Raw genomic sequence first — 25,989 nt, forward strand, 5'->3', positions numbered from 1 at the left:
ACAAAAAAATGAGTTCAGAGAGAAGTTTATCTAGTCGGTTTATTGAAGGATTATCAATTTTTGCCCAAAAAATTTCATCGCAAAAACACATTATGGCAATTCGTGATGGCTTTGCAGCAATGATTCCGATTACGATTATTGCAGCATTTTTCTTACTTGTAAATAATGTTTTGCTTCAACCAGAGAATGGTCTGCTTAAATTCATTCCAAATGTAGAAAATTATTTGGGTGTAGGTGTGCAAGTTTATAATGCGACACTTGGTATTATGGCGATTTTAGCGGCGTTTCTAATCGGGAACTTTTTAGCTAAATCATATGGGATGGAAGATCGTACGGAAGGAATGGTTGCAGTTGCAGCTTATGTAGTCTTAATTCCCGCATCTTCGCACTTAATGTCTGTTGACGGAAAAGCGTTTGAGGCTGGCGGCGTTTTAACACAAGAAATGACAAGTTCAACTGGGATGTTCCTAGCGATTATTGCTTCTTTAGTTAGTATTACAATGCTTGCAAAATTCTCAAAAAGTAAAAAATTAAAGATTTCCATGCCAGAAAGTGTTCCACCGGCAATTGCAAAATCATTTAACATTTTAATTCCATCTTTCTTAGTTCTAAGTATTTTAGCAATTATTGAAGTGCTTGTAGTTAGTTTTGTATCAATGAGTATTCCAGAAATTATCGTAAAAGTTCTACAAATCCCACTAGTAGGCGGTTTCCAAACGTTACCAGGTATTCTACTTTATGTATTTTTAGCGGGATTCTTATGGGTATTTGGTATTCACGGCGCGTTCGTACTAGGCGCAATTTCAGGGCCAGTACTATTAACTTCCTTGCAACAAAATATTGATGCTGTCAATGCAGGTACAGCTTTACCAAATATTGTTACACAGCCGTTTTTAGATGCGTTTGTTTATATGGGTGGTGGCGGAACAATTATCTGTTTAGTTATCGCGATTTTCATTGCCTCAAAACGACCAGATCATCGCATGGTAACAAAATTTGGCTTAATCCCTAGTATTTTCAATGTCAGTGAACCACTTATGTTCGGTTTGCCAGTTGTATTCAACCCGATTTACGGTATTCCGCTAGTTATCGCACCACTTGCTTCAACAGCAATGGCGTATTTTGCAACTTCATGGGGCTGGATTAGCCAAACGTACATCTTGATTCCTTGGGTAACACCGCCTGTCCTTTCAGGGTATCTTGCAACAGGTGGGGACATTCGCGCTTCCATCTTACAAATCGCAATTATCGTCGTTGGAACGCTCATTTACCTACCATTTGTACTTGTAGCTAACCGCGCGTACGTTTTAGAACAAAAAGCTGCTGGAAACGTTGAAGCAGAAACAGTAACGAATGGAGAAGTTTAAATGAAACCAACAATGATGACTTATATTAACGAAGAAGAGGAAATGTGCAAATCAATTTTAGCTAATTTCCAAAAAAATGCAGAACAATTAGAAGCTTTAGTAAAAAATGGCGCAAAAGAATGGCTGATTTTAGCTACTGGATCAAGTTTGAATGCAGCCCAAAGTGCCAAATATTACATTGAAAATCTAGCTGATGTACGCATTACTATTGAAGAACCATTCAATCATCTCTATTACGAAAAATTATCAAGTCACCTAGATTTAGTTATCGGTATTTCACAAAGTGGTCAGAGCACATCGACTATTTCCGCGCTAGAACGTGTGAAAAAAGAAGCTTCCGTGCCAGTAGTTGCGCTAACCAGTGATGTAACAAGTGAAATTGCCGAGTTTGCGGATATAACACTTGATATAGGTTGTGGAAAAGAACGAGTTGGTTACGTAACAAAAGGCTTCACTGCAACAGTCTTGACATTAATGCTAACAGGCCTTCATTTCGCTTATAAAACGGCGCAAATTGATGGGACTCGTTTTAATAACGAAATTAGTGCATTCAACCGTGCAACCGACGCCATCCCAGAAACAATTGCCCAAACCGAAGCATTTTATGAAAAATGGAAAAATGAATTTGCTTCAGCACCAAAGTTTACTGCGATTGGTTATGGTCCAACAGTTGGAACGTGCAAAGAATTTGAAACAAAATTCTCAGAAACAGTTCGTGTACCATCGCAAGGTCTTGATTTAGAAGCGTTTATGCATGGCCCATATTTAGAAGTAAACTCGCAGCATAGAATTTTCTTCATAGAAACAGAAAGCGCAGTTACAGAACGATTAGTGCTGTTACGCGATTATGAATCCAAATACACGCCATTTACGTATACTATTAAGTTTGGTACAGCTGAGAATGACCGTACGCTAGCGATTCCCGCTGAGTTGGATGAATTTCAAGCACCATTTCTAATGATTCTTCCTTTCCAAATCTTAGCTCATCACATTGCAGAGTTGAAAGGGAACAAATTAACAGAACGTATCTACACAGACTTTGGCGTAGCAATGAAAAGTAAAACAAAACCTGGAGACTACGCTTAAAAATTACTAAAAGACTGGAAAACCCGAAGTAAGTAGGGGTTTTCCAGTCTTTTTTACACACTGCTTCCTGAATTTCGTAAGTAAGAGAAAAGGCATTTAATTATTAAAAATTGATAAATAAGTCACAAGTCTGATACACGGAGAGTTAACTTGTGGTAAAATGGACTTTGACTTTTAAAAAAGAAAAGGAAGTGAGTGCCTGGTGGATTTTATTACGTACATCATTGATTTTATTTTGCATATTGACCAACATTTAGTGGAGATTATAAACAATTTTGGAATTTGGACTTACATCATTTTGTTCTTGATTGTTTTCATAGAAACTGGCCTAGTAGTATTTCCGTTCTTACCAGGGGATTCATTGCTTTTTGCGGCCGGAGCATTATCCGTATTAGATGGTTCAATCTTACATATTGTTCCCCTAATCATTACTTTATGGTTAGCTGCGGTTCTAGGTGACACAGTGAACTACCATATCGGTAAAAAAATTGGCACATCGATACCAGAAGATAGCTGGTTTGGAAAACTAATCAACAAAGAAAAGATGGAAAAAGCAGAGGCGTTCTTCAATAAACATGGTGGAAAAACGATTTTCATTGCTAGATTTATGCCTTTCATTCGTACTTTTGCGCCGTTCGTAGCTGGAGCAAGCCGTATGAATTATCGTTATTTCTTAAATTATAATATTTTAGGAGCGACTGTCTGGGTTCTACTTTGTACACTTGCAGGCTACTTCTTTGGTAATTTCCCAATCGTTAAAGACAACTTCTCATTAGTTGTGATCGGAATCATTGTAGTTTCAGTAATTCCGATGGTAGTTTCCTTTATTAGAAGTAAAATGACTCAAAAAAACGCGGATTAATTTCCGTGTTTTTTTTATTTCCCGGGAAATGTATAAATGATAAGTTTTGGGGTAATTGTTTAGGAAGAGGTGATAGAAATGGAAAATGGTTTAAATATTACATCCGAAATTGGTAAACTGCAAACCGTCCTTGTAAAAAGGCCCGGTTCTGAGTTGGAAAATATCACGCCAGAATATCTAGAGTCGTTATTATTCGACGACATACCTTACTTAAAAATGATGCAAAAAGAACATGATTTTTTTGTCAAAACGATGCAAGACTCGAATATTGAAGTACTCTACTTAGAAAAATTAGCAGCAGAAGCTTTAAAAGAAGCTAGTAATAAAGAAAATTTTTTAACAAAAATGATTAAAGAATCCAATCAAATGGATGAAAGTGCTCTCTATGTACGTGATTATTTGATGTCTTTTGATGAAGAAGAAATGATTAAAAAACTGATGTCCGGATTGAAAAAATCAGAAATTCCAGAACGAAAAAAGAAACATTTAAATGAAATGATGGACGAACAATATCCGTTTTTCTTGGATCCGTTACCTAATTTATATTTTACACGTGATCCGGCTGCAGTCATTGGTAGTGGTGTAACAATTAACAAAATGTTCCAACCTGCAAGAAGACGGGAGTCCCTATTTATTGAGCTCATTTTAAAACATCATCCTCGTTTTAGTAGTCAAGAAATCCCGATATGGTCTGGTCGAGAAGAGCCTTTCCCATTAGAGGGAGGAGATGAGCTTATTTTGAATGAGGAAACGGTTCTCGTTGGTGTTTCCGAGCGAACTGATGCGCGTGCGGTTGAGCGCCTAGCAGAAAGTTTGTTTAGTCGCGCTCCAAAAATCAAGCGAGTACTGGCAGCTGAAATACCAGAAACAAGATCATTTATGCATTTAGATACAGTTTTTACAATGGTCAATTTTGCGCAGTTTACAATTCATCCTGCTATTCAAAACCAGCAAGGCGAACTAAATGTCTATATTTTAGAAAAAAGTGAGAACGGGCTAGAAATTACTCCGCGTAGAGATTTTAAGCGAGTGATTGCCGAAGTTCTAGGTGTGCCAGAAGTTGATTTTATTCCTTGTGGCGGAGAAGATGTGATTGTTTCAGCGAGAGAGCAGTGGAATGACGGCGCTAATACGCTTGCGATTGCGCCGGGAGAAGTAATTACATATGATCGAAATCACGTATCAAATGACCTTTTAAGAAAGGCTGGTATTAAGGTTCATGAGGTAATTAGCTCGGAGCTTTCTAGGGGGCGCGGAGGTCCTAGATGTATGACAATGCCGATAACTAGGGGAAATCTAAAATAAGCTTTGAAAAACTGGTATTTCCCCTCAAAATACGACTTTCACAAAAAGTATAGTCGCTGTTTTTAAGATGTGCTATAGTGTTTTCAAACCAGAAATTTTCGAGAAATATCTTGCTGGTTAGTTTGCGCTATGATATAATATTTTATTGTGAGTAATTATAAATTATTCCTTGCTCGCTCTTGATTTTAAGGCTTGCTAAAGGCAGTCTGAATTTCAGGGATATGGTGTGATTACATACCTTATCAGAGCCGCTTAAGACCACAAGGAGGTGTAGAGTAGATGGCTAGAAAGTACGAAATTATGTACATTATTCGCCCAAACATTGAAGAAGATGAGAAAAAAGCTGTTGTTGAACGCTTTGACGGAATCTTAACTGAAAATGGCGCGGAGATCATCGAATCAAAAGAATGGGGTAAACGTCGCTTAGCATACGAAATCAATGACTATCGTGATGGTTTTTACCACATCGTGAAATTGAATGCTGACAAAGCAGATTCTATCAACGAATTTGACCGTTTAGCAAAAATTTCTGATGATATCGTTCGTCACATGGTAATTAAAGAAGAAGCATAAGAATTTATTCAAGGCTAGGACCTTGATTTACTAAACGAGAGGAGGTTGGTTTTGCATGATGAATCGTGTAGTACTTGTAGGACGCTTAACAAAGGATCCTGAATTACGTTACACTCCAGCTGGTGTGGCCGTTGCGACTTTTACCTTAGCTGTAAATCGTACGTTCACTAACCAACAGGGAGAACGAGAAGCTGACTTTATTAATTGTGTTGTTTGGCGTAAACCAGCAGAAAACGTTGCTAATTTCCTGAAGAAGGGAAGCATGGCAGGCGTTGATGGCCGGGTTCAAACTCGTAATTACGAGGGAAACGATGGCAAACGTGTTTATGTGACAGAAATTGTAGCTGAGAGTGTTCAATTCCTTGAACCGCGCAATTCTAATGGCGGTGGCGGAAATAATAACTATCAAGGCGGAAATAACAACAATAATTATAATAACGGTGGAAATAACTTCGGACAAGCACCTACTAATAACGGTGGATTCGGACAGGACCAGCAACAATCTCAAAATCAAAATTATCAATCCACTAACAATGATCCTTTTGCAAGTGATGGTAAGCCAATCGACATTTCTGATGACGATTTACCATTCTAAATTCATTTTAGCGGTTTGAACTTTAAGATAGGAGGAACTTTCAATGGCTGGAGGACGCAGAGGCGGACGCCGTCGGAAAAAAGTATGTTACTTTACTTCCAATGGTATTACGCATATCGATTATAAAGATGTAGAACTTCTTAAAAAATTCGTTTCCGAACGTGGTAAAATTTTACCTCGTCGTGTAACTGGAACAAGCGCTAAATATCAACGTAAACTTACTGTTGCTATCAAACGCTCTCGCCAAATGGCATTACTACCATTTGTTGCTGAAGAAAAATAAGTTAACTATTAACAGTCTAGAATTTATTTCTAGGCTGTTTTTTGTTAAATGGAGACTTTATGCGGAGGAAACTTAGGGCTTAAGTTGGACGTTTAGCATCTTACATTCATGTTATTCTTAAATAGAAGTAAAAAAATACACAGGGGGCAACAAAAATGTATAAAAAATTAGCAACAGTAGGGGTGGCAGTATTATTAGTAGGAGCACTATCTGCGTGTAGTTTTAATGATGATAAGGATACTTCTTCAAGTAATAGCAGTAAAGAAACTACTAGTAGCAAAAGTAACAACGATAAAAGCTCATCCGATAGCTTGCAAAATAAAAGCTTCGATATGAGTTATGAAGACGCGGTGAAAGCATTTAAAGATAAACATAGTGATGCAGAAATTTCTAGCGTTGAATTAGAGAAAAACTTGGGAAAATATATTTATAAAGTAGAAGGTATCTCAAACGATAATGAGTACGAAATGAAATTTAATGCAGAAACAAAAGAAGAATTAGCTGACGAAACCGATAAATTAGATAAAGAAGATACAGGTGGAGTAGAAAAAGAAAACGAAAAAATCAGCTTAGATGGAATTAAATCACCAAAAGAAGCAATGGACAAAGCCGTTAGCGAGCAAGCAGGCGATGTAACAAGTTGGAAAATAGAAAGAGAATTAGATACAACTTATTATGAAGTAACTGTAAAACAAGGTAACAATAAATACGAAATTAAGTTAAATTCAAAAACATTAGATGTCTTACAAACAGAACAAGATGACTAAAAACACGAAAAGTTACCTGTGATTATTCTTTCGCAGGTAGCTTTTTTTATGAATAATATTACTAAAGTTAAAGGTTAATATAGTCTTTTGTTACTATTCAGAGGTACTTTTTACACGTTTGAAAATTCTGAAATGTATCCAAAAAATCGGCATTTTTGCTGTTTTTGAGTCGTTCATGACAAGAATCGGACATTTCATTACATTTTTGGTTATAATGGCTAAATTCGTTGTAAAATGTTAGTGGAGGTGAATTAGTTGAGTAATTTTACTGCAAAAGTACCTTTGTCAGAAAGAATGGCGGATGTTTTGATTTCAAAAGATCGCTGGAAAGATGACGAAGAAGGTTATTTAAAAGTAAAATATGGGCTGGAGATAATTTTAATTAACGTCATGAAGTTTGCAATCGTATACGGTATTGCCTTAGTAACAGGGTTATTACTGCAAACAGTGACAGTGCATCTGTCATATTTATGGCTCAGACGGTATTCTTTTGGATTACATGCGACCAAAACATTGAACTGTACACTAATTAGCTTAACAATGTTTGTGCTTGCACCTTTTATTTTCCAAAATATACCTTCTAATAATTGGATTGTTTTAGGCACATTTGCATTTATACTACTCAACATGTTTTTATTCGCTCCGGCAGACACAGAAAGTTTGCCTTTAATCGGTGAAGAACACCGGAAAAAACTAAAAAGAAAAGCGATGATAGGAACGCTAATTTTAACGGGAATTGCGTTACTAATACCATTCGCAGAGATGAAAACATTAATCATGGTAGGATCTTTGTTTCAGGTGATAAGTATTAATCCACTTACTTACAAACTATTGAAAAGGAGGTATCGGAACTATGAAAAATATGAATAAATCAGTTGGTAAATTCCTTTCTAGAAAGCTAGAAGAACAATCCATGAAAGTTGCGGATTCTTCTATGAGTAAAGCTTGTTTCATGTTTGTATACGAACCAAAAAGTCCATTTGTGAAAATGCAAGAAAAAAACGAAAATAAATAAATTTAAAACTGTATAACATCAAAATTCATGCTAAAATAAAAAGAAGGCAAACTTACATATTTAAACATAGATATTTTAGACAGTGGAGGATTAATATGTTTAGTATTTTGATGGCAATTATACAGATAACGGGTATTTTTATAGCAATCCAGATTTTGACAAACAAAGTTTTTTCAATTAAAGAGGGATTGGTTACTATAGCAATTGCTATGCTAGCCTTCCCTTTATTTACATTAGTTCAATACTGGTCGATGATTTTTGTGTTGATTGTTTTTGTAAGTGCCTTATATTGGAAAAATAAAAATGTGATAGTTTCAGGTTCTATTACGCTTGTGGTCATTATTTTGCTTACTATCAGTGATTCTATAGTAGGTTTTATTTTAGTACCGGGCTTGAACTTTAAATATGATGAAATATTTAATGAATTGTTACCAACACTAATTTACTGTGCGGGAATGCTGGCGAACTTGTTGGTATTTTCGTTTATTCTTAGAAAATTGATTGAAAAAGTTAATATTTCTAGATTTGTTGAACATAGAAAATATGCGTACATTATTTTTTCTATCGTGGCTCTTACTGTCTTAGCGTTCTATATGAACATATATGCGGGGTCAATCGCAGGTTTCGATGGATCAGTTTTGAAAATTAATACGCTTATTTTTACAGGATATACCATTTTGTTAATAGTTATTGTGACGGTTGTGATTAACACTGCAACCAATGAACTTAAAGTACAGAATCAGAAGGAACAGCTAGAACAGTTACAGGATTATGTTACTACATTAGAGTCCCTGCATAGAGAAATGCGCGTTTTTCGTCATGATTATGTGAATATCCTGTCAACGCTTGTAGGATATATTGATAACGATGATATGCCGGGTTTGAAGTATTACTTTGAAAATAATATCGTACCTATAAATAAAACAATTGAATCTAACAACTATAAAATTTCTTTGCTTCAAAATATTCATGTGATTGAACTGAAAGGCTTATTGGCGGTTAAGTTAATACGAGCCCAAGAGTTGAAAATTGATGCAATTTTAGAAGTAGTTGAACCGATTGATAAGATTTCGATGGATAGCATAGATTTATGCAAAGTTGTCGGGATTTTACTGGACAATGCTGTCGAAGCGGCACTAACTTGTGAAAATCCAGTTATTCGAATCGCGTTTGTGAAGAAGGGTGATAGCATTATTATTGTGTTTGCGAATAGCTTGCCAGTAAATATGCCACCGATTTATAAAATATTTGAAGAAGGTTTTTCCACAAAAGGAGAGGGTCGTGGTTTAGGACTTGCTAGTTTGCGGGAGATTATGAAGAAATATTCGCACGTTGCCTTAGATACAAAAGTGACTAATAGAGAAGTTATTCAAGAATTAGAAATTATGTAGAAGAATGGGGATGATTTTATGCTACCGGTTTTTATATGTGAAGATAATAGGATGCAGCGAGAAAGGTTAACAAAATATATTGAAGACTATATAATGGTTGAACATTTTGATATGAAGTTGGAACTTTCAACAGGTGATCCGTTTGAGTTAGTATCACGAATGCCTAGACATCAAGGTATGGGACTGTATTTTCTTGATATTGATTTAGGACAACCGGACATGAATGGCTTTGAATTAGCTCAAGAAATCAGGAAATTCGATCCACGCGGTTTCATCATTTTCATTACGACACATGCGGAACTGAGTTATATGACTTTCACGTACAAGGTGGAAGCGCTTGATTACATTATTAAAGATGATATTGATATGTTGCATGACCGTGTTTTAGCTTGTATGAAGCAGGCAGAAGAACGAATCTCTAACGACCAAGATATGCAGAAGTATTTTACCTTTAAAGTTTCCGATAAAAAGATTATTCACGAACTTTTAGACGATATTTTGTTTTTCGAAACAGCGCCTACGATTCATAAAGTAATTTTACATGGCAAAAATCGCCAAGTGGAATTTTATGGTAAGTTGAAAAGCATTGAGAAAATGTTGGATGAATCTTTTTATAGGTGCCATCGCTCGTATATTGTGAATAAGAAAAATATCCACGAACTTGATACGACAAAAGGCGTGGTGAAGATGTCTAACGGAGAAAATTGTTATGCATCATCAAAACTAATTAAAAGTTTGAGTTTATAAAAGTGGCCTTCAGGGTCGCTTTTTTTGTACGAACGTCAGCTTGAATTTGATGAAATGGGGAAATATAGGTAAAATAATAGTGATGAATTGTTAGTTAATTTTATGTTATGATATAGATACTCAAATTCAGACAAAAGGTATGTAAAAAAATGGGGAGCTGGATGAAATGTCAGGCTATTTTCAAAAACGAATGCTTAAATATCCATTATACGGTCTGATTGCAGCGACAATTATTTTGAGCGTAATCACGTTCTTTTTTTCGTGGTGGTTATCGGCGTTAGTAGTTGTTGGCGGAATTATTCTTACAGTTGCGATGTTTTACTTTGAATATCGCCTAAATGAAGACGTTCAATTGTATGTTTCTAATTTAACGTATCGGATTAAGCGTAGTGAAGAAGAAGCGCTAGTTGAAATGCCGATGGGGATACTTCTGTATGATGAACATTATAAAATCGAATGGGTTAACCCTTTCATGTCCAAATACTTTGATAAAACTGAGCTAATTGGTGAATCTTTGGAAGAAGTGGGACCGGAATTTCTGGATGTAATAACTGGAAATGATGAAAAAGGAATTATGTCAATTGCTTGGCGTGAGCATCGTTTTGATACGATTGTAAAGCGAAAAGAGCGGATTTTGTACTTATATGACCGAACGGAGTATTATGATTTAAATAAGAAATTTCAAGCGAATAAATCAGTATTTGCGGTTATTTTCTTAGATAATTATGATGAATGGGCGCAGGGTATGGATGATAGACGCCGTAGTGCCCTAAATAACTTAGTGACATCGATGTTGACTAACTGGGCCAGGGAGCACCGTATTTATTTGAAGCGAATTTCGACAGACCGATTTATGGCTTTTTTGACCGAAGAAATGTTGAAGCAATTGGAGGAAGAGAAGTTTCAAATCTTGGACCGAATTCGTGAGCGGACGTCAAAACAAAATATTCCGCTGACTTTAAGTATTGGGATTGGTTATAAGGAAGATGATTTGATTAAGTTGGCAGATTTGGCTCAGTCAAGCTTGGACCTTGCTCTAGGGCGAGGCGGAGATCAGGTCGTAATCAAACAACCTGAAGGAAAAGTTAGATTTTATGGTGGGAAAACGAATCCGATGGAAAAACGGACTCGAGTTCGGGCACGCGTTATCTCGCAAGCTTTGCAAGAACTAATTACGCAAAGTGACCAAGTTTTTGTTATGGGGCATCGCTATCCGGATATGGACGTAATTGGGTCAAGTCTAGGTGTAATGCGAATTGCTGAAATGAACAATCGGAATGCTTATGTGGTCGTTGAACCTGGCAAAATGAGTCCTGATGTGAAGCGACTAATGAATGAAATTGAAGAATATCCAAATGTGATTAAAAACATTGTGACTCCACAAGTTGCGCTGGAAAATATCACAGAGAAGAGTTTGCTTGTCGTAGTTGATACGCACAAACCTTCGATGGTTATTAATAAGGAACTGCTTGATTCTGCTACGAATGTGGTCGTTGTTGATCATCACCGTCGTTCAGAGGAATTTGTTGGTAATCCGGTTCTGGTTTATATTGAGCCATATGCGTCATCTACAGCGGAACTGATTACGGAGCTATTTGAGTACCAGCCTGATTTAGAACAGGTTGGGAAAATTGAAGCGACAGCATTACTTTCGGGAATTGTTGTTGATACGAAAAACTTTACGCTTCGAACTGGTTCAAGAACATTTGATGCGGCGAGCTATTTACGATCGCTTGGAGCAGATACAATTTTAGTGCAACAATTTTTAAAAGAGGATATAACTACTTTTACACAGCGGAGTCGTTTAGTAGAGTCGCTTGAAATTTATCATGATGGTATGGCAATTGCGACTGGACATGAAGACGAGGAATTCGGCACGGTTATAGCTGCGCAGGCGGCGGATACGATGCTTTCGATGGAAGGTGTACAGGCATCCTTCGTTATCACGCTACGTCCAGATAAATTAATCGGGATTAGCGCGAGGTCGCTTGGACAAATCAATGTGCAAGTCATTATGGAAAAACTAGGCGGTGGTGGACATTTATCGAATGCAGCCACACAGCTTAAAGATGTTACAATTGCAGAAGCAGAAAAACAATTAATTAGCGCCATTGATGCGTATTGGAAGGGAGAAACATAATTATGAAAGTTATTTTCTTAAAAGACGTAAAAGGTAAAGGTAAAAAAGGTGAAACAAAAAATGTTGCAGATGGTTATGCAAACAATTTTTTAATTAAAAACGGTTACGCGGTTGAAGCTAGCAATGCGGCTTTAAGCACACTTTCCGCGCAAAAGAAAAAAGAAGATAAATTAGCTGCTGAAGAACTAGCTGAAGCAAAAGCTTTGAAAGAAAAAATGGAAAATTTAACAGTGGAATTAAAAGCGAAGTCTGGTGAAGGCGGCAGATTGTTTGGTTCTATTACATCTAAACAAATTGCTCAAGCGCTTGAAAAAACACATGGTATTAAAATAGATAAACGTAAAATGGACTTACCAGAAGCGATTCGGGCTTTAGGACATACGAAGGTGCCGGTGAAATTGCACCATGAAGTAACGGCAACACTTGATGTACATGTGAGTGAAGAATAATTTTTCTTAAGGGAGCGTAAGACAGTGGATAATAATTTCCAGGACAGAACACCACCACAAAATATTGAAGCCGAACAAGCTGTACTGGGCGCGATATTTCTTGAGCCAAATGCGCTGATTACTGCTTCTGAAATTTTAATGCCGGATGATTTTTATCGAACTGGTCACCAAATCATTTTTGAAACGATGCTTGATTTGAATGACCACGGGAAGGCTGTCGATGTTTTAACAGTATATGAGGCGCTTGCTGCCAAGGGTAATTTAGAAGATGCGGGTGGTTTGCCTTATTTGACGGAATTATCCGGTGCTGTACCAACTGCGGCTAACTTGGAATACTATGCCCATATTATCGAGGACAAGGCGCTTCTCAGACGTTTAATTAGAACTGCTACCCAAATTGCAACAGATGGTTATTCGCGCGAAGACGAGCTCGATATGCTTATGGACGAAGCGGAAAAGAGTATCTTGGAAGTTTCGCAACGTAAAAATGTTGGTGCATTTAAGAATATTAAAGATGTCCTAGTTAAAACTTATGATGATATTGAAATTTTGCATAATCGTAAAGGTGATATTACTGGTATTCCGACTGGATTTAACGAGCTGGACAAAATGACAGCTGGATTTCAGCGGAATGATTTAATTATTGTTGCCGCGCGTCCTTCTGTTGGTAAAACGGCATTCGCCTTAAATATCGCGCAAAATGTTGCAACGAAAACAGACGAGAATGTGGCCATTTTTAGTTTGGAAATGGGTGCGGAACAACTTGTTATGCGTATGCTTTGTGCGGAAGGAAATATTAATGCGCAGAATTTACGGACGGGTGCTTTAACGAGCGATGATTGGCAAAAGCTGACAATCGCGATGGGTACACTTTCTAATTCTGGGATTTATATTGATGATACGCCGGGTGTTCGTGTGAATGAGATTCGTTCCAAATGTCGTCGTTTAAAACAAGAAACAGGTCTTGGTATGATCGTAATCGACTACTTGCAACTTATTGCGGGGAGCGGTCGTGGCGGTGAAAATAGGCAACAAGAGGTTTCTGAGATTTCTCGGTCGTTAAAAGCTTTGGCGCGGGAACTTGAAGTACCGGTAATTGCCCTTTCACAGTTGTCTCGTAGTGTAGAGCAACGTCAAGATAAACGTCCAATGATGTCAGATATTCGTGAATCGGGTTCGATTGAGCAAGATGCGGATATTGTAGCCTTTTTATACCGGGAAGATTACTATGATCGGGAAGGTGAAAATGACGGTACGATTGAGATTATTATTGCAAAACAACGTAATGGTCCGGTCGGTGACGTGAAATTAGCCTTTGTAAAAGAATACAATAAGTTTGTGAATTTAGAAGTGCGTTATGATGACGCAATGGCTTAATAAGGAAACCTTGTGAAATTCTAATTAGATTTGGAGTTTGCAAGGTTTTTATTTTATGCAAAAAGGTATCGTATTACTAAAAATGTACTTTGGTTTTCTATTAAAATGATTAAAAAAGCGAACGATAAAATTACCTTACAAATCAATGTTCGTAAATCCATTGACTATTTTGGTGGCAAACGGTACAATGTATAGTGGAAAATGAAGAGGCTATGAAAAAATCATAGCTATCAAAGACCAATTAAATGAGGTGTTTAAATGTCTTCAGTTGTTGTTGTAGGAACACAGTGGGGCGATGAAGGAAAAGGGAAGATTACGGATTTTCTTTCCGAGAATGCAGAAGCGATTGCTAGATATCAAGGTGGGAACAATGCGGGTCATACAATTAAGTTTGATGGCGTAACGTACAAATTGCACTTAATTCCATCAGGTATCTTTTACAAAGAAAAAATTAGTGTTATTGGTAACGGTATGGTTGTTGATCCAAAAGCTTTAGTGGAGGAATTAAAATATCTTCATGACAAAGGCGTGGATACTTCTAATTTGCGTATTTCTAACCGCGCGCACATTATTTTACCGTATCACATTCGGATTGATGAAGCTGACGAAGAACGTAAAGGCGCAAACAAAATCGGTACAACGAAAAAAGGTATCGGGCCGGCATACATGGATAAAGCAGCTCGTGTTGGTATTCGTATTATCGATTTACTAGATAAAGAAACTTTTAAAGAAAAATTAGAGCATAATCTTGGTGAGAAAAACCGTTTACTAGAGCGTTTTTATGAGCTAGAGGGCTTTAAATTAGAAGATATTTTAGATGAGTACTACGAATATGGTCAACAATTTAAAGACTATGTTTGTGATACGTCAGTTGTTTTAAATGATGCATTAGATGATGGCAAACGTGTGTTATTTGAAGGAGCGCAAGGGGTTATGCTTGATATTGATCAAGGAACATATCCATTTGTAACTTCAAGTAATCCGATTGCTGGTGGCGTAACAATTGGTAGCGGTGTTGGCCCATCGAAAATCAATCATGTTGTTGGTGTTGCAAAAGCATATACAACTCGTGTTGGAGATGGTCCTTTCCCAACTGAATTATTTGATTCTATTGGTGACACTATCCGTGAAGTTGGCCATGAATATGGTACAACTACTGGTCGTCCGCGTCGTGTAGGTTGGTTTGATAGCGTGGTTGTTCGTCATGCTCGTCGTGTGAGCGGACTAACAGATTTATCCTTAACGCTACTGGACGTTTTGACAGGGATTGAAACACTTAAAATCTGTGTAGCGTACAAGTTAGACGGAAAAACAATTACAGAATTCCCGGCAAGCTTGAAAGACTTAGCTCGTTGTGAACCTGTTTATGAAGAACTGCCTGGTTGGACAGAAGATATTACTGAAGTGCAATCATTAGATGACCTACCAGTAAATTGTCGTCATTACATGGAACGCATTGCTCAACTTACAGGTGTGCAAGTTTCTATGTTCTCTGTAGGTCCTGACCGCGCGCAAACTCACGTTGTTAAAAGCGTGTGGCGTTTAGCTTAATATTACTACAACCTAAACTCTCTGAGGATTTTCCTTGGAGAGTTTTTTTGATGTTATTAATAGGAAATATTGCTCATGGCAAGGACTTTTTCTTTAAAATCACTGTGTATCATTTGTGTATTTAAAAGTTGTAAAATTTAACAAAAATAAGTTTTGTTTGTGAAAAACACATCTTTTTATAGAAATGGGATTCCACAAAAATACCTAATAACGTTGAAATGAAGTGGTTTTGTTCGTTTTTATGTCACAATTTCTTTTGTGAATTCATGATATAATTTGATTGTGATAGCTTATTCACAATAGATAATAAGAGGAGATGAAGTGAATGTCAGGTCAAATTCGTATGAGTCCAAGCGAACTACGTGATCGCGCGAAAACTTACGGTCAAAGTGGTCGAGATATTGAGGATATTCTAAGTCGTTTAAGTCAACTACAAGATCAACTACGTAGCGAATGGGAAGGTCAAGCTTTTATGCGTTTTGATGATCAATTTGAGCAATTAAAACCAAAAGTAACTGAATTCGCAAACTTAATGGATCAAATTAACGATCAACTTGAGAAGACAGCAAACGCAGTAGAAGAGCACGATCAACAACTTTCTCAAAACTTCGGATTCTAAAAATCATTAAACAGTAAAGCATACATACAAATATCGTTGGATGCTTTACGAAAAGCCATGCAGTTTTTTGCATGGCTTTTTCTAAAATAGAAAGCTTATGTCTAAAAAGGCATTTATATAAAAAAAGACACAGCGGGAGTGGACATGAATGAAAAAAGTAAAATGGAGTATTTTACTCTTTTTAGTCTTGGCGATTTTTTTATCGGCAGGAATTACTTATTTAGCCTTGAATCAAGGGGCTAGTAAGGGTGATAAAAATAATACGGAAAAAGCGCATAAAATGACTATCGCGCTTGTTAATGAGGACCAAGGAGACACATTCCAAGGAAAACGGGCAGAGTTTGGAAATCAATTTGTTAAAAGTGTTGAAAAAGACGAAGAACATGAATGGTACGTTGTAAGTCGCGGTGTTGCGGAGAGCGGCTTAAAACGAGATGTATACAATATGATGATTGTTATTCCGAGTGATTTTTCTAAAAAAGCATTATCTATGACATCAGAGGCGCCAGAAAAAGTAACCATTAGTTACAAAGTAAATGACGTTGGAAATAGCGACCTAAAAGCAGAAGCAGAAAAAACAGCTGCGTCTGTATTGGAAGATTTCAACACGCGTATTATTGATGTTTATTTTGCGAGCATTTTAACCACGTTACAAGAAGCGCAAGACAATATTGGCACATTAGTAAAAGAAGAGAAAAAATATGACGCAATTTACAACAAAGATATAAATAATCCACTATCAAATTATACAAAACAATTTAAAACAGTAGAAGATTATACCGGAGCCTCTAAAGAGAGTTTTCAGGGTTTTCAAGAGATTATGAAGGCTTTTGAAGAAAGCTTAAATCTCGCTAAAAAAGAAAATGCGGAACATATGAAGAATATGGATGCTTTTACAAAAACGCAAGAGGAAAATGGTCCACTTCGAGCCGGATTCGCGGAAAATTTACAGACATTTGATGGAACTTTGACTGCGGAAGATATTAGAACGCAAACAGTCGCTTTAGAAAGAGCCAATGATCAGATGACTTCAGAATTCCAGATTATAGAAGGAAACAATTCGTTACTCACCCAGACTCAAGCGTTACAAAGCTACATTGCAGAAACGAATGCTCGTATTGAAGCGTTAGATGCTGAGATCATCGGAACGCTCGAAAATGATTTCCGTACAGCAGTATATAACGACTTGTTACGTATTCTACAAGAAAACGAGTACTCTGATAGATTGAATGAAATTGGTCTTAAAGATTTGGCTGGCGAGGATATTAATGCTGGTTTTAACAATATGATTGTGAAAACTATCAAGGCTTTACCGACATACAATACGGACCAATTAGCTTCAATCGGACTTGACGAGGAGTTATATAAAAATATTGTAACCATTTCAAAAAAATATTATAGCAGTCATCGCAGTGCTTTTGGTGATAATTTCAGCATCACAAATGAAATGAAAACTCTACCAACAGATACGCTAAAAAGTGACGCTATAAACAAGCTGAAATCAGAAGGCGTGGCGCTAGAAAGTAGTTCAATTACCCTAGAAGGAAGTGAATATGCTTCTGAAATTCTCCTAACATTAGATGAAAACTTTTCATTTGAAAATGTTGTTGGGGTTGTAAATGGAGATGCTCAAACGGGATTAGTTCAAGTAGCTCCTTATGGTGAAAACGGCTTAAGACTTACCATTCCAGCTCTAGGGACGCCAGTTGAAATTAAGGTTACGGGGACAGCGAAACTAAAAGAGGGAGCAAGTGTGCCTTTAGTTGGGGCAGTTAATTGGACTGCTTCCTTGCAACAATATGAAAAACAAGAATATCCTCAAATGCCTACGATTCCAATTGGTTTAGATCCCTCTACTCCAGAAAGTTCGCTCGTAGTTAGAAAAGAAGTTGTACCTATTAAAGTCACAGAGCCTACGTATCTTAACGAAACAAAAACTTCTGTAAAAGCTATTACTAATACAGTGAAAGATTATTATAAGTTGCAGGCGTTGTTTGATTTGTATTACGGAATTGACGCAAGTGACTCAGCACAGCTACCGGATTTTAGTAATTATAGTATTACCTTAGAAAACTCTGCGAAAACGTCTTCGTATTACTACATTTTTAATAAGGAAGATGTTATTAGTAATTTTGTAAATCTTACAACAGACCGATTTGTAGCGGATTATAAGAAAAAAATTAATGCATTCAAACAACGGATTGATGATTATAAATATACAATGGCCGAAGCGAATTCGCGCTCAGAAGATGTCACTAACAGGCTCACTGAGACAACCGAACAAGCAATAAATTTAAATACCAATTTAGCACTAACTTTAGAAAATCTAGAATCTTGGCGAAATGCAAGTAAGGATTTAATAAAAGAAAATGATGTAGTTTTAGATAAAACGGGTGAGGAAGCTACAATGGCGCTTCAACTGAATTCTGAATTTGCCGGACTTTTAGCGGAAAGTGAATCACTTGCTGGGACGTCTGAAGGCAACTTAAAGTCGGCGGAAGTTGTCTATGAAACTTTTGATGCGATTGATAAGGAAGCGAAGAATATTCAGCAAAGCGGTGAAACCCTAGTTAAAGAAGCTTCTACTTTATCGGAGGACTTAGGAGAAAAACTGAAAGATGATGAAACTTTCCAGAAAAATTTCGCTAAAGTTATGGAAAATAGCCGTATTGGCGATCGGCAAAATGAAAATCTCTACAGTTTCTTAAGTAATCCAGTAGATAAAATGAATGCGGGAACTATTGTCGCTGGAGATAAATCAATGCCGTACTTCATGGTTCTAATTTGTACAATTTTGGCGATTTTCACAAGTTATGTTATTTCTCACCAAGAGAAGAAACGCCAGCAACTAAATGAATTTGAAAAAGAAATGTCCATTGTCTTTAAAAATATTCCAATCACGTTTTTGATGATATGTGTTGGAATAATTGAAGGCTTAGTAATCGGCGCTATTTCTGGCTTTATTTTTGATTTAGGCGAAATTGGGATTTTCCTATGGATTGGGGTTTGTTTACTGATTATGATGGCGCTTGTTACTGCATTTTCGTACGTACTACGCCAATTAAACATGATTGGAATGTCGATTGTTTTACTCGTTTTGAGTTTGTACCTATTTTTAACAGATGCGGTTGGACTTAATATCGATAATGAATCAATTTTTGCGACCTTTAGGAAATTTTCACCACTACAATATATGGAACAGTTGCTGAATGGAATTTTAAGTATGCAACAAGATTACATTATTATTGTATACAGTTTGATTGGCGCGACATTAGTGTTTACAGGGCTTAACCTGTTCGTTTGGCACCGTTCTAACAAAGAAGATGCAGAGGAGGATTCAGATGAAATTTAATATTGCAGTATTTATTGTATTGATTTGTTTCGCTTTTTCTCCTAGTGTCCTCGCTGCGGATTCGGATAGTTATCTTGAAAATAGTGGGAAAATGGACATTAAAACAGATCGTCTTCAAAAGACAAATGAAGAAAAGACCAAAGAACTGGAAGACATGGAAGAAACAGAGCTTGATAAACAAGGTATTCCACTTTTTACAGATGAAATGGATGAAAAGATAGCGAAACAAAAAGCGACAGAAAAAGCTGAATATGACCGGATTAAAGAGTCGTTGTTTGAAGAAGAGCCAACTGCTGGTGAAACGGTTAAAAAGACAAAAGAAAAATTATTTGCTGAAGAATATGAAACGAAGGCTGCAACAAATGAAACGACGGTTACGGAAACAATCACAGAAGATGAAACTAAAAAGACAAAGCAAAAAACAGTTGGTGGAGCAATTGCTGGAACACTTTTGGCTTTAGCTGGCGGAATTTATGTGGCGGCGCGTAATGTATTTGAATAGAAAGCGGGGAAAACGAAATGGCTAAAAATACACATATGAATGTGACGGTTGATTTCACTAATTGGGGTGCGGATAAGTATGATTTACGCATCCCAGTCCATCAACCAATTAAAGCATTAATTATTAATTTGGCAGAAACACTCAAAATAGAATATAAAGATTTATCCAAATGTACAATAAAAACGACGAATAAAGCTATTTTACTAAGCGATGATGATAAATTAACTAATTTTCAAATTGCTGATGGCGACATTTTAGAAATTTTATAGAAAAAAAGGAGAATGAAAACGATGAATAAGACAACAGAAATGGACGGAACAGCTTACGATTTTACTTATGAGGATTTAGCGTGGAGTGTAACGTTTCCTAAATCAAAAACACATGCAAAAGAACTAGCGCAACTAGAATTATTAGAAAAACCAGCTGCTCATTTTGTTCCGGCAAAAATTACGAGCGATAGCGATTCCTATACGATTTCTTATGAGATTGCTCAACATACATATGGCTTTGAGCAAGTTCGCAAAATGGAACGCGAAGATAAGCTACGAGCGTTGCGGAATATTGCGGATTTAAGTGAATTACTGAATACACGCTATACTTTTTTCTTACATCCCGATAATTTGATTTTTGATATAAATTTAGTTCCGAGTATTGTTCACCGCGGGATTAAGAATATTTTACCACCATATGAATTGACCGAAGAAATATTCTTTAAGCAATATCAGTGTTTTGCGATTGCGCTGTTTTCCAAGAAGTTTTCTTTTGAAAATTTATATAATGGCTCGCTTTCGGGTGCTAGAGGAACTCAGTTTGAAAAAAGTATTTTAGATGCAAAAACGATTCAAGATATTGCTGATATTTTAGAAGAAGCTTATGTGAAAGAAAATAAAACTGTGAAAAAGAATATGGCAATTGTTCCAAAGAAAAAATACGGAACCTTTCGCGGACTTGCGGTTGGTTTTATTATTGTAGCGATTTTACTTGCCATTCCAGTGAGCTATTTTGCATTCATCAAAGTACCACTTCAAAACGATTTACTTACAGCGAACGAAAATTTTCTTAAAACAGACTACGACAAAGTAATTACAGGGCTTGAGAATGTGGATCCTGAAAAAATGCCGCAATCAGTGCAGTACGAGCTTGCTTATTCCTATGTTAACGGCGAAAAAATGAGTGATAAAAAGAAAGAAAACATTATGAATACCATCAGTTTGAAATCAGATCAGAAAAATTTACTTTACTGGATTTATAATGGTCGCGGTGAATTTGGTAAGTCACTAGATATTGCGAAACTTTTAGATGATCCAACACTTGCAATGTACAGCTTAACGAAACAAATCGAACAAGTCCAAAGTGATACAAAACTTAGCGGCGATGAAAAAGTAGAAAGACTAAAAACGCTAGAAGAAAATTTAAAAGAATATGATGAAAAAGTAAATGCACAAACGAAAGAAACAGACGCATCAACAAATACAGAAGCAAAATAAGGGAGAATGAACCATGAATAGAGAGGCTTTATTAATTGTTAGTAACGGGCAGCAATGTCATAAACACCATTTGTCCCCTGAAAAAGTCGTGACAATTGGTAATACAATCGAACACGAAATTACTTATCCAGAACTAGTTGAATCAATGGAAGTTAAATATGATGAAAACTCGTGGAATGTCGGTACAACAGCGCTTCAAGTGAACCAATCCGTGAAAGTGGACAATCTAGCATTTTATCTTTGCCAAGATTTGGATACGCAAGTGTATGATGTCGTCATGAACATTTCTGTAGCATTTGGCGCGGGAACGGAGAATGATGTTACGATTGATGGCACAAAATCAGACTTTTTACTTTTGCGTGATGCGAAGGAGAAACTGTTTAAATTACAAGTTTTAAATGGCGAAATTTATCATAATTTTTCTTTAGTAACAGAAGACTGCGTTCTAGAACCGGGTGATCAGCTCTATACGGACGGTGTGACGATTACAATCGGAAAAGAAGATATTAGTGTACTTGCTGTGAAAAATCGCGTGACGAGCAAATTAGCGCCTTTATTCGCAGCGGACAATTCGTTCGGTGAAGACTATCCAGATTATCACCGTTCTCCGCGGATTATTTACCGTGCTCCAGAAGAAAAAATCAGCATGGCGAAACCTTCTAGTAAGCCCTCCAAACCAACAGATGGCTTAATTAAGATAATTTTACCGCCGCTTATCATGGTTGCGATTACTGTGATGATTTCTATTTTCCAACCTCGCGGGCTGTATATTATTATGACCATCGCGATGTCGGCAGTAACGATAACGATGGCGATTATTAATTACGTAAAATCACGCAAAAAATACAAAATTGATTCAAAACAAAGAATCGAGAGCTATGATCTATATTTAAAACGAAAAACAAAAGAATTACATGAAACAAGCGAGAAGCAACGCCACGCCTTAACTTACCATTATCCGGATGTAACTGAACTGGAAAAAATGGCGTTACGCGTGGATTCGCGTATTTATGAAAAAACAATGTTCCACCATGATTTCTTGACTTTCCGAGTTGGACGCGGCGCCGAAGCAAGTAGTTTTTCCGTCGAATTTCAACAAGAAGAATTTAGTCAGGACAAAGATGAACTTATTGATGAAGCTGTGAAAATCAAAGGACAATTTTTATCTATTAATGAAGTGCCAGTTGCGACAGATTTAATGCACGGACCAGTGGGTTACATTGGACCGCGCCGTTTAGTATTAGAGCAACTTCAAATGTTGGTAATGCAAACATCCCTTTTCCATAGTTATTATGATTTGCAATTTATTACCATTTTCCCAGAAGAAGAGAAGGCGGATTGGGACTGGATGCGCTGGTTACCGCATGCGAATATGCGTGATGTGAATGTGCGTGGTTTTGTTTACCATGAACGTTCGCGCGACCAAGTGCTGAACTCGCTTTATCAAATTTTAAAAGAACGTAAACAAGCGCTCACTGAACAAGCGAGCAAGCAGGAAAAATTATATTTCACGCCACATTATGTAGTTTTGATTACCGATGAAAAATTAGTACTCGACCACACAGTGATGGAATTCTTCAATGAAGATCCAAGCGAACTAGGTGTTTCTTTAGTATTCGTACAGGATGTGATGGAGAGCTTGCCAGAACACGTGAAGACGGTCGTGGATATTCGTGATGCGAAGAGCGGGAACATTATTTTGGAACAAGGCGATCTGGTAAACCGAGCATTCGTGCCTGACCATTTGCCAGCAGATTTTGACAAAGAAGTAATCAGCCGTGCTCTTGCGCCGCTAAACCATCTACAAAACTTGAAAAACTCTATTCCAGAATCCGTCACTTTCCTTGAAATGTACGGTGTGGAGCGTGTCGAGGAGCTAAACATTGCTGGACGCTGGGCGAAAAATGAAACGTATAAGAGCCTTGCTGTACCACTAGGCTTGCGCGGGAAAGACGATATTGTTCAATTGAATCTACATGAAAAAGCGCACGGGCCGCATGGTTTGGTAGCTGGGACGACTGGTTCTGGTAAATCAGAAATCATTCAGTCTTACATTATCTCACTGGGCGTCAATTTCCACCCATATGAAGTCGCATTCTTGCTAATTGACTATAAAGGCGGCGGAATGGCGAACTTATTTAAAAACATGCCCCATTTACTTGGAACAATTACAAACTTGGACGGCGCGCAATCCATGCGTGCACTAGCTTCCATCAAAGCCGAATTGCAAAAAAGGCAACGGTTATTTGGCGAGCACGATGTTAACCACATCAACCAATACCAAAAACTATACAAACAAGGAAAAGCGACCGAACCAATGCCGCATTTATTCCTGATTTCGGATGAGTTTGCCGAGCTGAAATCAGAACAACCAGAATTCATGAAAGAACTCGTTTCGACAGCACGTATCGGGCGTTCACTCGGAATCCATTTAATCCTAGCAACCCAAAAACCAAGCGGCGTCGTGGATGACCAAATCTGGTCCAACTCCAAATTCAAACTGGCCCTAAAAGTACAAAACGCCAGCGATTCAAACGAAATTTTGAAAACACCAGACGCAGCAGAAATTACACTACCAGGTCGTTCATACTTGCAAGTTGGTAATAACGAAATTTACGAATTGTTCCAGAGTGCTTGGAGTGGCGCGGATTATGTGCCAGATAAGGAAAGCACGGATTATATTGATACGACGATTTATGCAATTAATGACTTGGGTCAGTATGATATTTTGACAGAGGATTTGAGCGGATTAGATAAGAAGGATGATTTGACGAAACTGCCGAGTGAACTTGATGCGGTGATTGATCATATTCATGCGTATACGGAGGCTTCTGGGATTGAGGCGTTGCTGAGACCTTGGCTGCCGCCGCTAGAGGAACAAATTTTCTTACCAGAATTGCACCAAGTAAATACTGAAGAGCTATGGAGCGGTGAGAAACAACCTCTTCAAGCTACCATTGGCTTTTTAGACATACCACAAATGCAAGCGCAAGAGCCATTAACAATTAATTTGGCAAAAGATGGGCATTTAGCTGTGTTTTCTAGCCCAGGTTACGGTAAATCGACTTTCTTACAAACAATAACAATGGACTTAGCAAGACAGCATAACCCTGAAAGATTGCATGTTTATTTACTAGATTTAGGAACAAATGGGCTACTACCTTTGAAAAAATTACCGCATGTTGCTGACACGATTATGGTAGATGAAGAAATTAAAATTGGAAAACTTATTCGTCGCTTAACACTAGAATTAAAAGAACGTAAGCAAAAATTGAGTAAATATGGTGTTGCGAATATTTCAATGTATGAAAAAGCAAGTAAGGAAGAAGTTCCAGCAATTTTACTCGTTATAGATGCATTTGATTCTGTTGGAGAAGCCCCTTATAAAGATGTATTTGAAAAACTAATTGCTCAAATTGCTCGTGAAGGAGCGAGTGTAGGGATTCATTTAGTTATGAGTGCAGTTAGACAAAATGCTATTCGAGTACAAATGTTAGCAAGTATAAAACATCAAATACCGTTATTTATGATTGAACCAGGTGAAGCAAGAAGTATTGTAGGAAAAACCGATTTAGCCATTGAAGAACTTCCGGGCCGTGGATTAGTTAAATTAGAAGAGCCAACTGTTTTCCAAACGGCACTGCCAGTTTGCGCGGATGGAACACTTGAAATTATTGAAAAAATCCAAGCGGAAAGTGAAGCGATGTCTAGCGAGTGGAACGGATCACGACCTGCGCCAATTCCAATGGTACCTGAAGTTATCAATATGCTTGAATATCTAGAAAATAAACAAGTCCAAAAATCATTTTCAGAAGGAAAAACGCCAATAGCAGTAGATTTTGAAGATGTATTACCAGTCAATTTAGATGTGCAAACAGATGGCAACACACTTGTTTTAACAGATAATGCAGATGTTTTGGAAAGAACCATGGTTTCGCTAACTGAACTAATTGGTCAGAATATGGAAGTGGATATTGCTCTATATGACAATTCGTCTAACAGATTCCAACAGTACAGAAACAACGTAAATATATACGCAGGTGAGGAAACTGCCATGAATAGTGCTTCAGAGCAAATTGTTAGCGTACTCGAAGCTCGAGAAGATGGTTGGAAGGAGATTCAACGGGCATCGAATGGAGAAATCACACTCAAAATGTATGTTGAAGAATTACGACCAATGTATGTACTACTAACGGATAGTATCTATGCTGCGGAACAGATGTCTCTGGAAGCTAGGAAAAATATGGTCCGACTAATTGAAAATGGACCTAAATTAGGTATCTACTTTGTTACCGGAAGCCAAACAGGAATTCTATATAGAGCTCGAGATGAAATTTCTGGTGAATTACGAAAACAAAAAACCGGTATCTTACTTGGACGGATTTCAGATCAAAATATTCTCAGTCTCATAAACAACATCTATAAAGAAGCTCTGCTAGCGCCGTATGAAGCGTATTACATTAAACAAGGTCAATATGAAAAAATTAAACTTATTGCACCAAATCAATAATTGAAAGGAGC

22 protein-coding genes are annotated in these 25,989 nt (G+C 37.2%); all 22 read left to right on the plus strand.

Annotated features, from left to right (window positions below):
• The first annotated feature begins 8 nt into the window (after positions 1-8).
• The 22 genes from PQQ29_RS00745 to essC all read left to right on the plus strand — a co-directional run bounded on the left by PQQ29_RS00745 (position 9) and on the right by essC (position 25,978).
• Positions 9-1,367, plus strand: coding sequence for a PTS sugar transporter subunit IIC (locus tag PQQ29_RS00745; protein WP_187983800.1), 1,359 nt, complete (start codon positions 9-11; stop codon positions 1,365-1,367).
• Positions 1,368-2,453, plus strand: a complete 1,086-nt coding sequence (locus tag PQQ29_RS00750) for a glutamine--fructose-6-phosphate aminotransferase (protein ID WP_010990167.1) — start codon at positions 1,368-1,370, stop codon at positions 2,451-2,453.
• 202 nt (positions 2,454-2,655) lie between these two features.
• Complete coding sequence (locus PQQ29_RS00755) at positions 2,656-3,315, plus strand: DedA family protein (protein WP_010990168.1); 660 nt, start codon at positions 2,656-2,658, stop codon at positions 3,313-3,315.
• Between the two features lie 72 nt (positions 3,316-3,387).
• Complete coding sequence (gene arcA, locus PQQ29_RS00760) at positions 3,388-4,620, plus strand: arginine deiminase (RefSeq protein ID WP_077904844.1); 1,233 nt, start codon at positions 3,388-3,390, stop codon at positions 4,618-4,620.
• Between the two features lie 279 nt (positions 4,621-4,899).
• Positions 4,900-5,193, plus strand: a complete 294-nt coding sequence (rpsF, locus tag PQQ29_RS00765) for a 30S ribosomal protein S6 (RefSeq protein ID WP_003718123.1) — start codon at positions 4,900-4,902, stop codon at positions 5,191-5,193.
• Positions 5,194-5,248: 55 nt separating this feature from the next.
• Positions 5,249-5,788, plus strand: a complete 540-nt coding sequence (gene ssb / locus PQQ29_RS00770) for a single-stranded DNA-binding protein (RefSeq protein WP_003759533.1) — start codon at positions 5,249-5,251, stop codon at positions 5,786-5,788.
• Positions 5,789-5,831: 43 nt separating this feature from the next.
• A complete protein-coding gene (gene rpsR, locus PQQ29_RS00775) occupies positions 5,832-6,071 on the plus strand; it encodes a 30S ribosomal protein S18 (RefSeq protein WP_003721669.1) in 240 nt (79 codons plus the stop codon).
• 155 nt (positions 6,072-6,226) lie between these two features.
• Entirely contained in the window at positions 6,227-6,838 is a 612-nt protein-coding gene (locus PQQ29_RS00780) for a PepSY domain-containing protein (RefSeq protein ID WP_003759535.1), read from the plus strand.
• A 255-nt stretch (positions 6,839-7,093) separates the two neighbouring features.
• Positions 7,094-7,708, plus strand: coding sequence for an accessory gene regulator ArgB-like protein (locus tag PQQ29_RS00785; protein WP_003764750.1), 615 nt, complete (start codon positions 7,094-7,096; stop codon positions 7,706-7,708).
• Entirely contained in the window at positions 7,692-7,853 is a 162-nt protein-coding gene (locus tag PQQ29_RS00790; protein ID WP_003721672.1) for a cyclic lactone autoinducer peptide, read from the plus strand. Before PQQ29_RS00785 ends, PQQ29_RS00790 begins: the two co-directional genes overlap by 17 nt.
• A 95-nt stretch (positions 7,854-7,948) precedes the next feature.
• Positions 7,949-9,244 carry a sensor histidine kinase gene (locus PQQ29_RS00795; RefSeq protein ID WP_010990170.1) on the plus strand — a complete coding sequence of 432 codons (1,296 nt, stop codon included), beginning with the start codon at positions 7,949-7,951 and terminating at the stop codon, positions 9,242-9,244.
• 18 nt (positions 9,245-9,262) lie between these two features.
• Entirely contained in the window at positions 9,263-9,991 is a 729-nt protein-coding gene (locus PQQ29_RS00800; RefSeq protein WP_003759538.1) for a LytR/AlgR family response regulator transcription factor, read from the plus strand.
• Positions 9,992-10,157: 166 nt separating this feature from the next.
• Positions 10,158-12,131 carry a cyclic-di-AMP phosphodiesterase PdeA gene (gene pdeA, locus PQQ29_RS00805; protein ID WP_003772681.1) on the plus strand — a complete coding sequence of 658 codons (1,974 nt, stop codon included), beginning with the start codon at positions 10,158-10,160 and terminating at the stop codon, positions 12,129-12,131.
• Between the two features lie 2 nt (positions 12,132-12,133).
• Positions 12,134-12,580: a 50S ribosomal protein L9 gene (rplI, locus tag PQQ29_RS00810; protein WP_112120509.1), complete on the plus strand. Its 447-nt coding sequence runs from the start codon at positions 12,134-12,136 to the stop codon at positions 12,578-12,580.
• Positions 12,581-12,604: 24 nt separating this feature from the next.
• Complete coding sequence (gene dnaB / locus PQQ29_RS00815) at positions 12,605-13,957, plus strand: replicative DNA helicase (RefSeq protein WP_003721677.1); 1,353 nt, start codon at positions 12,605-12,607, stop codon at positions 13,955-13,957.
• Positions 13,958-14,215: 258 nt separating this feature from the next.
• Positions 14,216-15,508 (plus strand): adenylosuccinate synthase, encoded by a 1,293-nt coding sequence (locus PQQ29_RS00820; RefSeq protein WP_003772678.1) that lies wholly within the window; start codon positions 14,216-14,218, stop codon positions 15,506-15,508.
• Positions 15,509-15,833: 325 nt separating this feature from the next.
• On the plus strand, positions 15,834-16,127 hold the full coding sequence (locus PQQ29_RS00825) for a WXG100 family type VII secretion target (RefSeq protein WP_003759554.1): 294 nt from the start codon (positions 15,834-15,836) through the stop codon (positions 16,125-16,127).
• 148 nt (positions 16,128-16,275) lie between these two features.
• Positions 16,276-19,479: a type VII secretion protein EsaA gene (esaA, locus tag PQQ29_RS00830; RefSeq protein ID WP_010990171.1), complete on the plus strand. Its 3,204-nt coding sequence runs from the start codon at positions 16,276-16,278 to the stop codon at positions 19,477-19,479.
• Positions 19,469-19,981 carry a type VII secretion protein EssA gene (essA, locus tag PQQ29_RS00835; RefSeq protein WP_010990172.1) on the plus strand — a complete coding sequence of 171 codons (513 nt, stop codon included), beginning with the start codon at positions 19,469-19,471 and terminating at the stop codon, positions 19,979-19,981. The genes esaA and essA overlap by 11 nt, the downstream gene beginning before the upstream one ends.
• 17 nt (positions 19,982-19,998) lie before the next feature.
• Positions 19,999-20,250, plus strand: a complete 252-nt coding sequence (locus PQQ29_RS00840) for an EsaB/YukD family protein (protein WP_003759563.1) — start codon at positions 19,999-20,001, stop codon at positions 20,248-20,250.
• A gap of 21 nt (positions 20,251-20,271) precedes the next feature.
• On the plus strand, positions 20,272-21,468 hold the full coding sequence (gene essB / locus PQQ29_RS00845) for a type VII secretion protein EssB (RefSeq protein WP_010990173.1): 1,197 nt from the start codon (positions 20,272-20,274) through the stop codon (positions 21,466-21,468).
• A gap of 13 nt (positions 21,469-21,481) precedes the next feature.
• Positions 21,482-25,978, plus strand: coding sequence for a type VII secretion protein EssC (gene essC / locus PQQ29_RS00850; RefSeq protein WP_187983799.1), 4,497 nt, complete (start codon positions 21,482-21,484; stop codon positions 25,976-25,978).
• Positions 25,979-25,989 lie beyond the last annotated feature (11 nt).

It is taken from the genome of Listeria innocua (assembly GCF_028596125.1).
GTDB lineage: Bacteria > Bacillota > Bacilli > Lactobacillales > Listeriaceae > Listeria > Listeria innocua.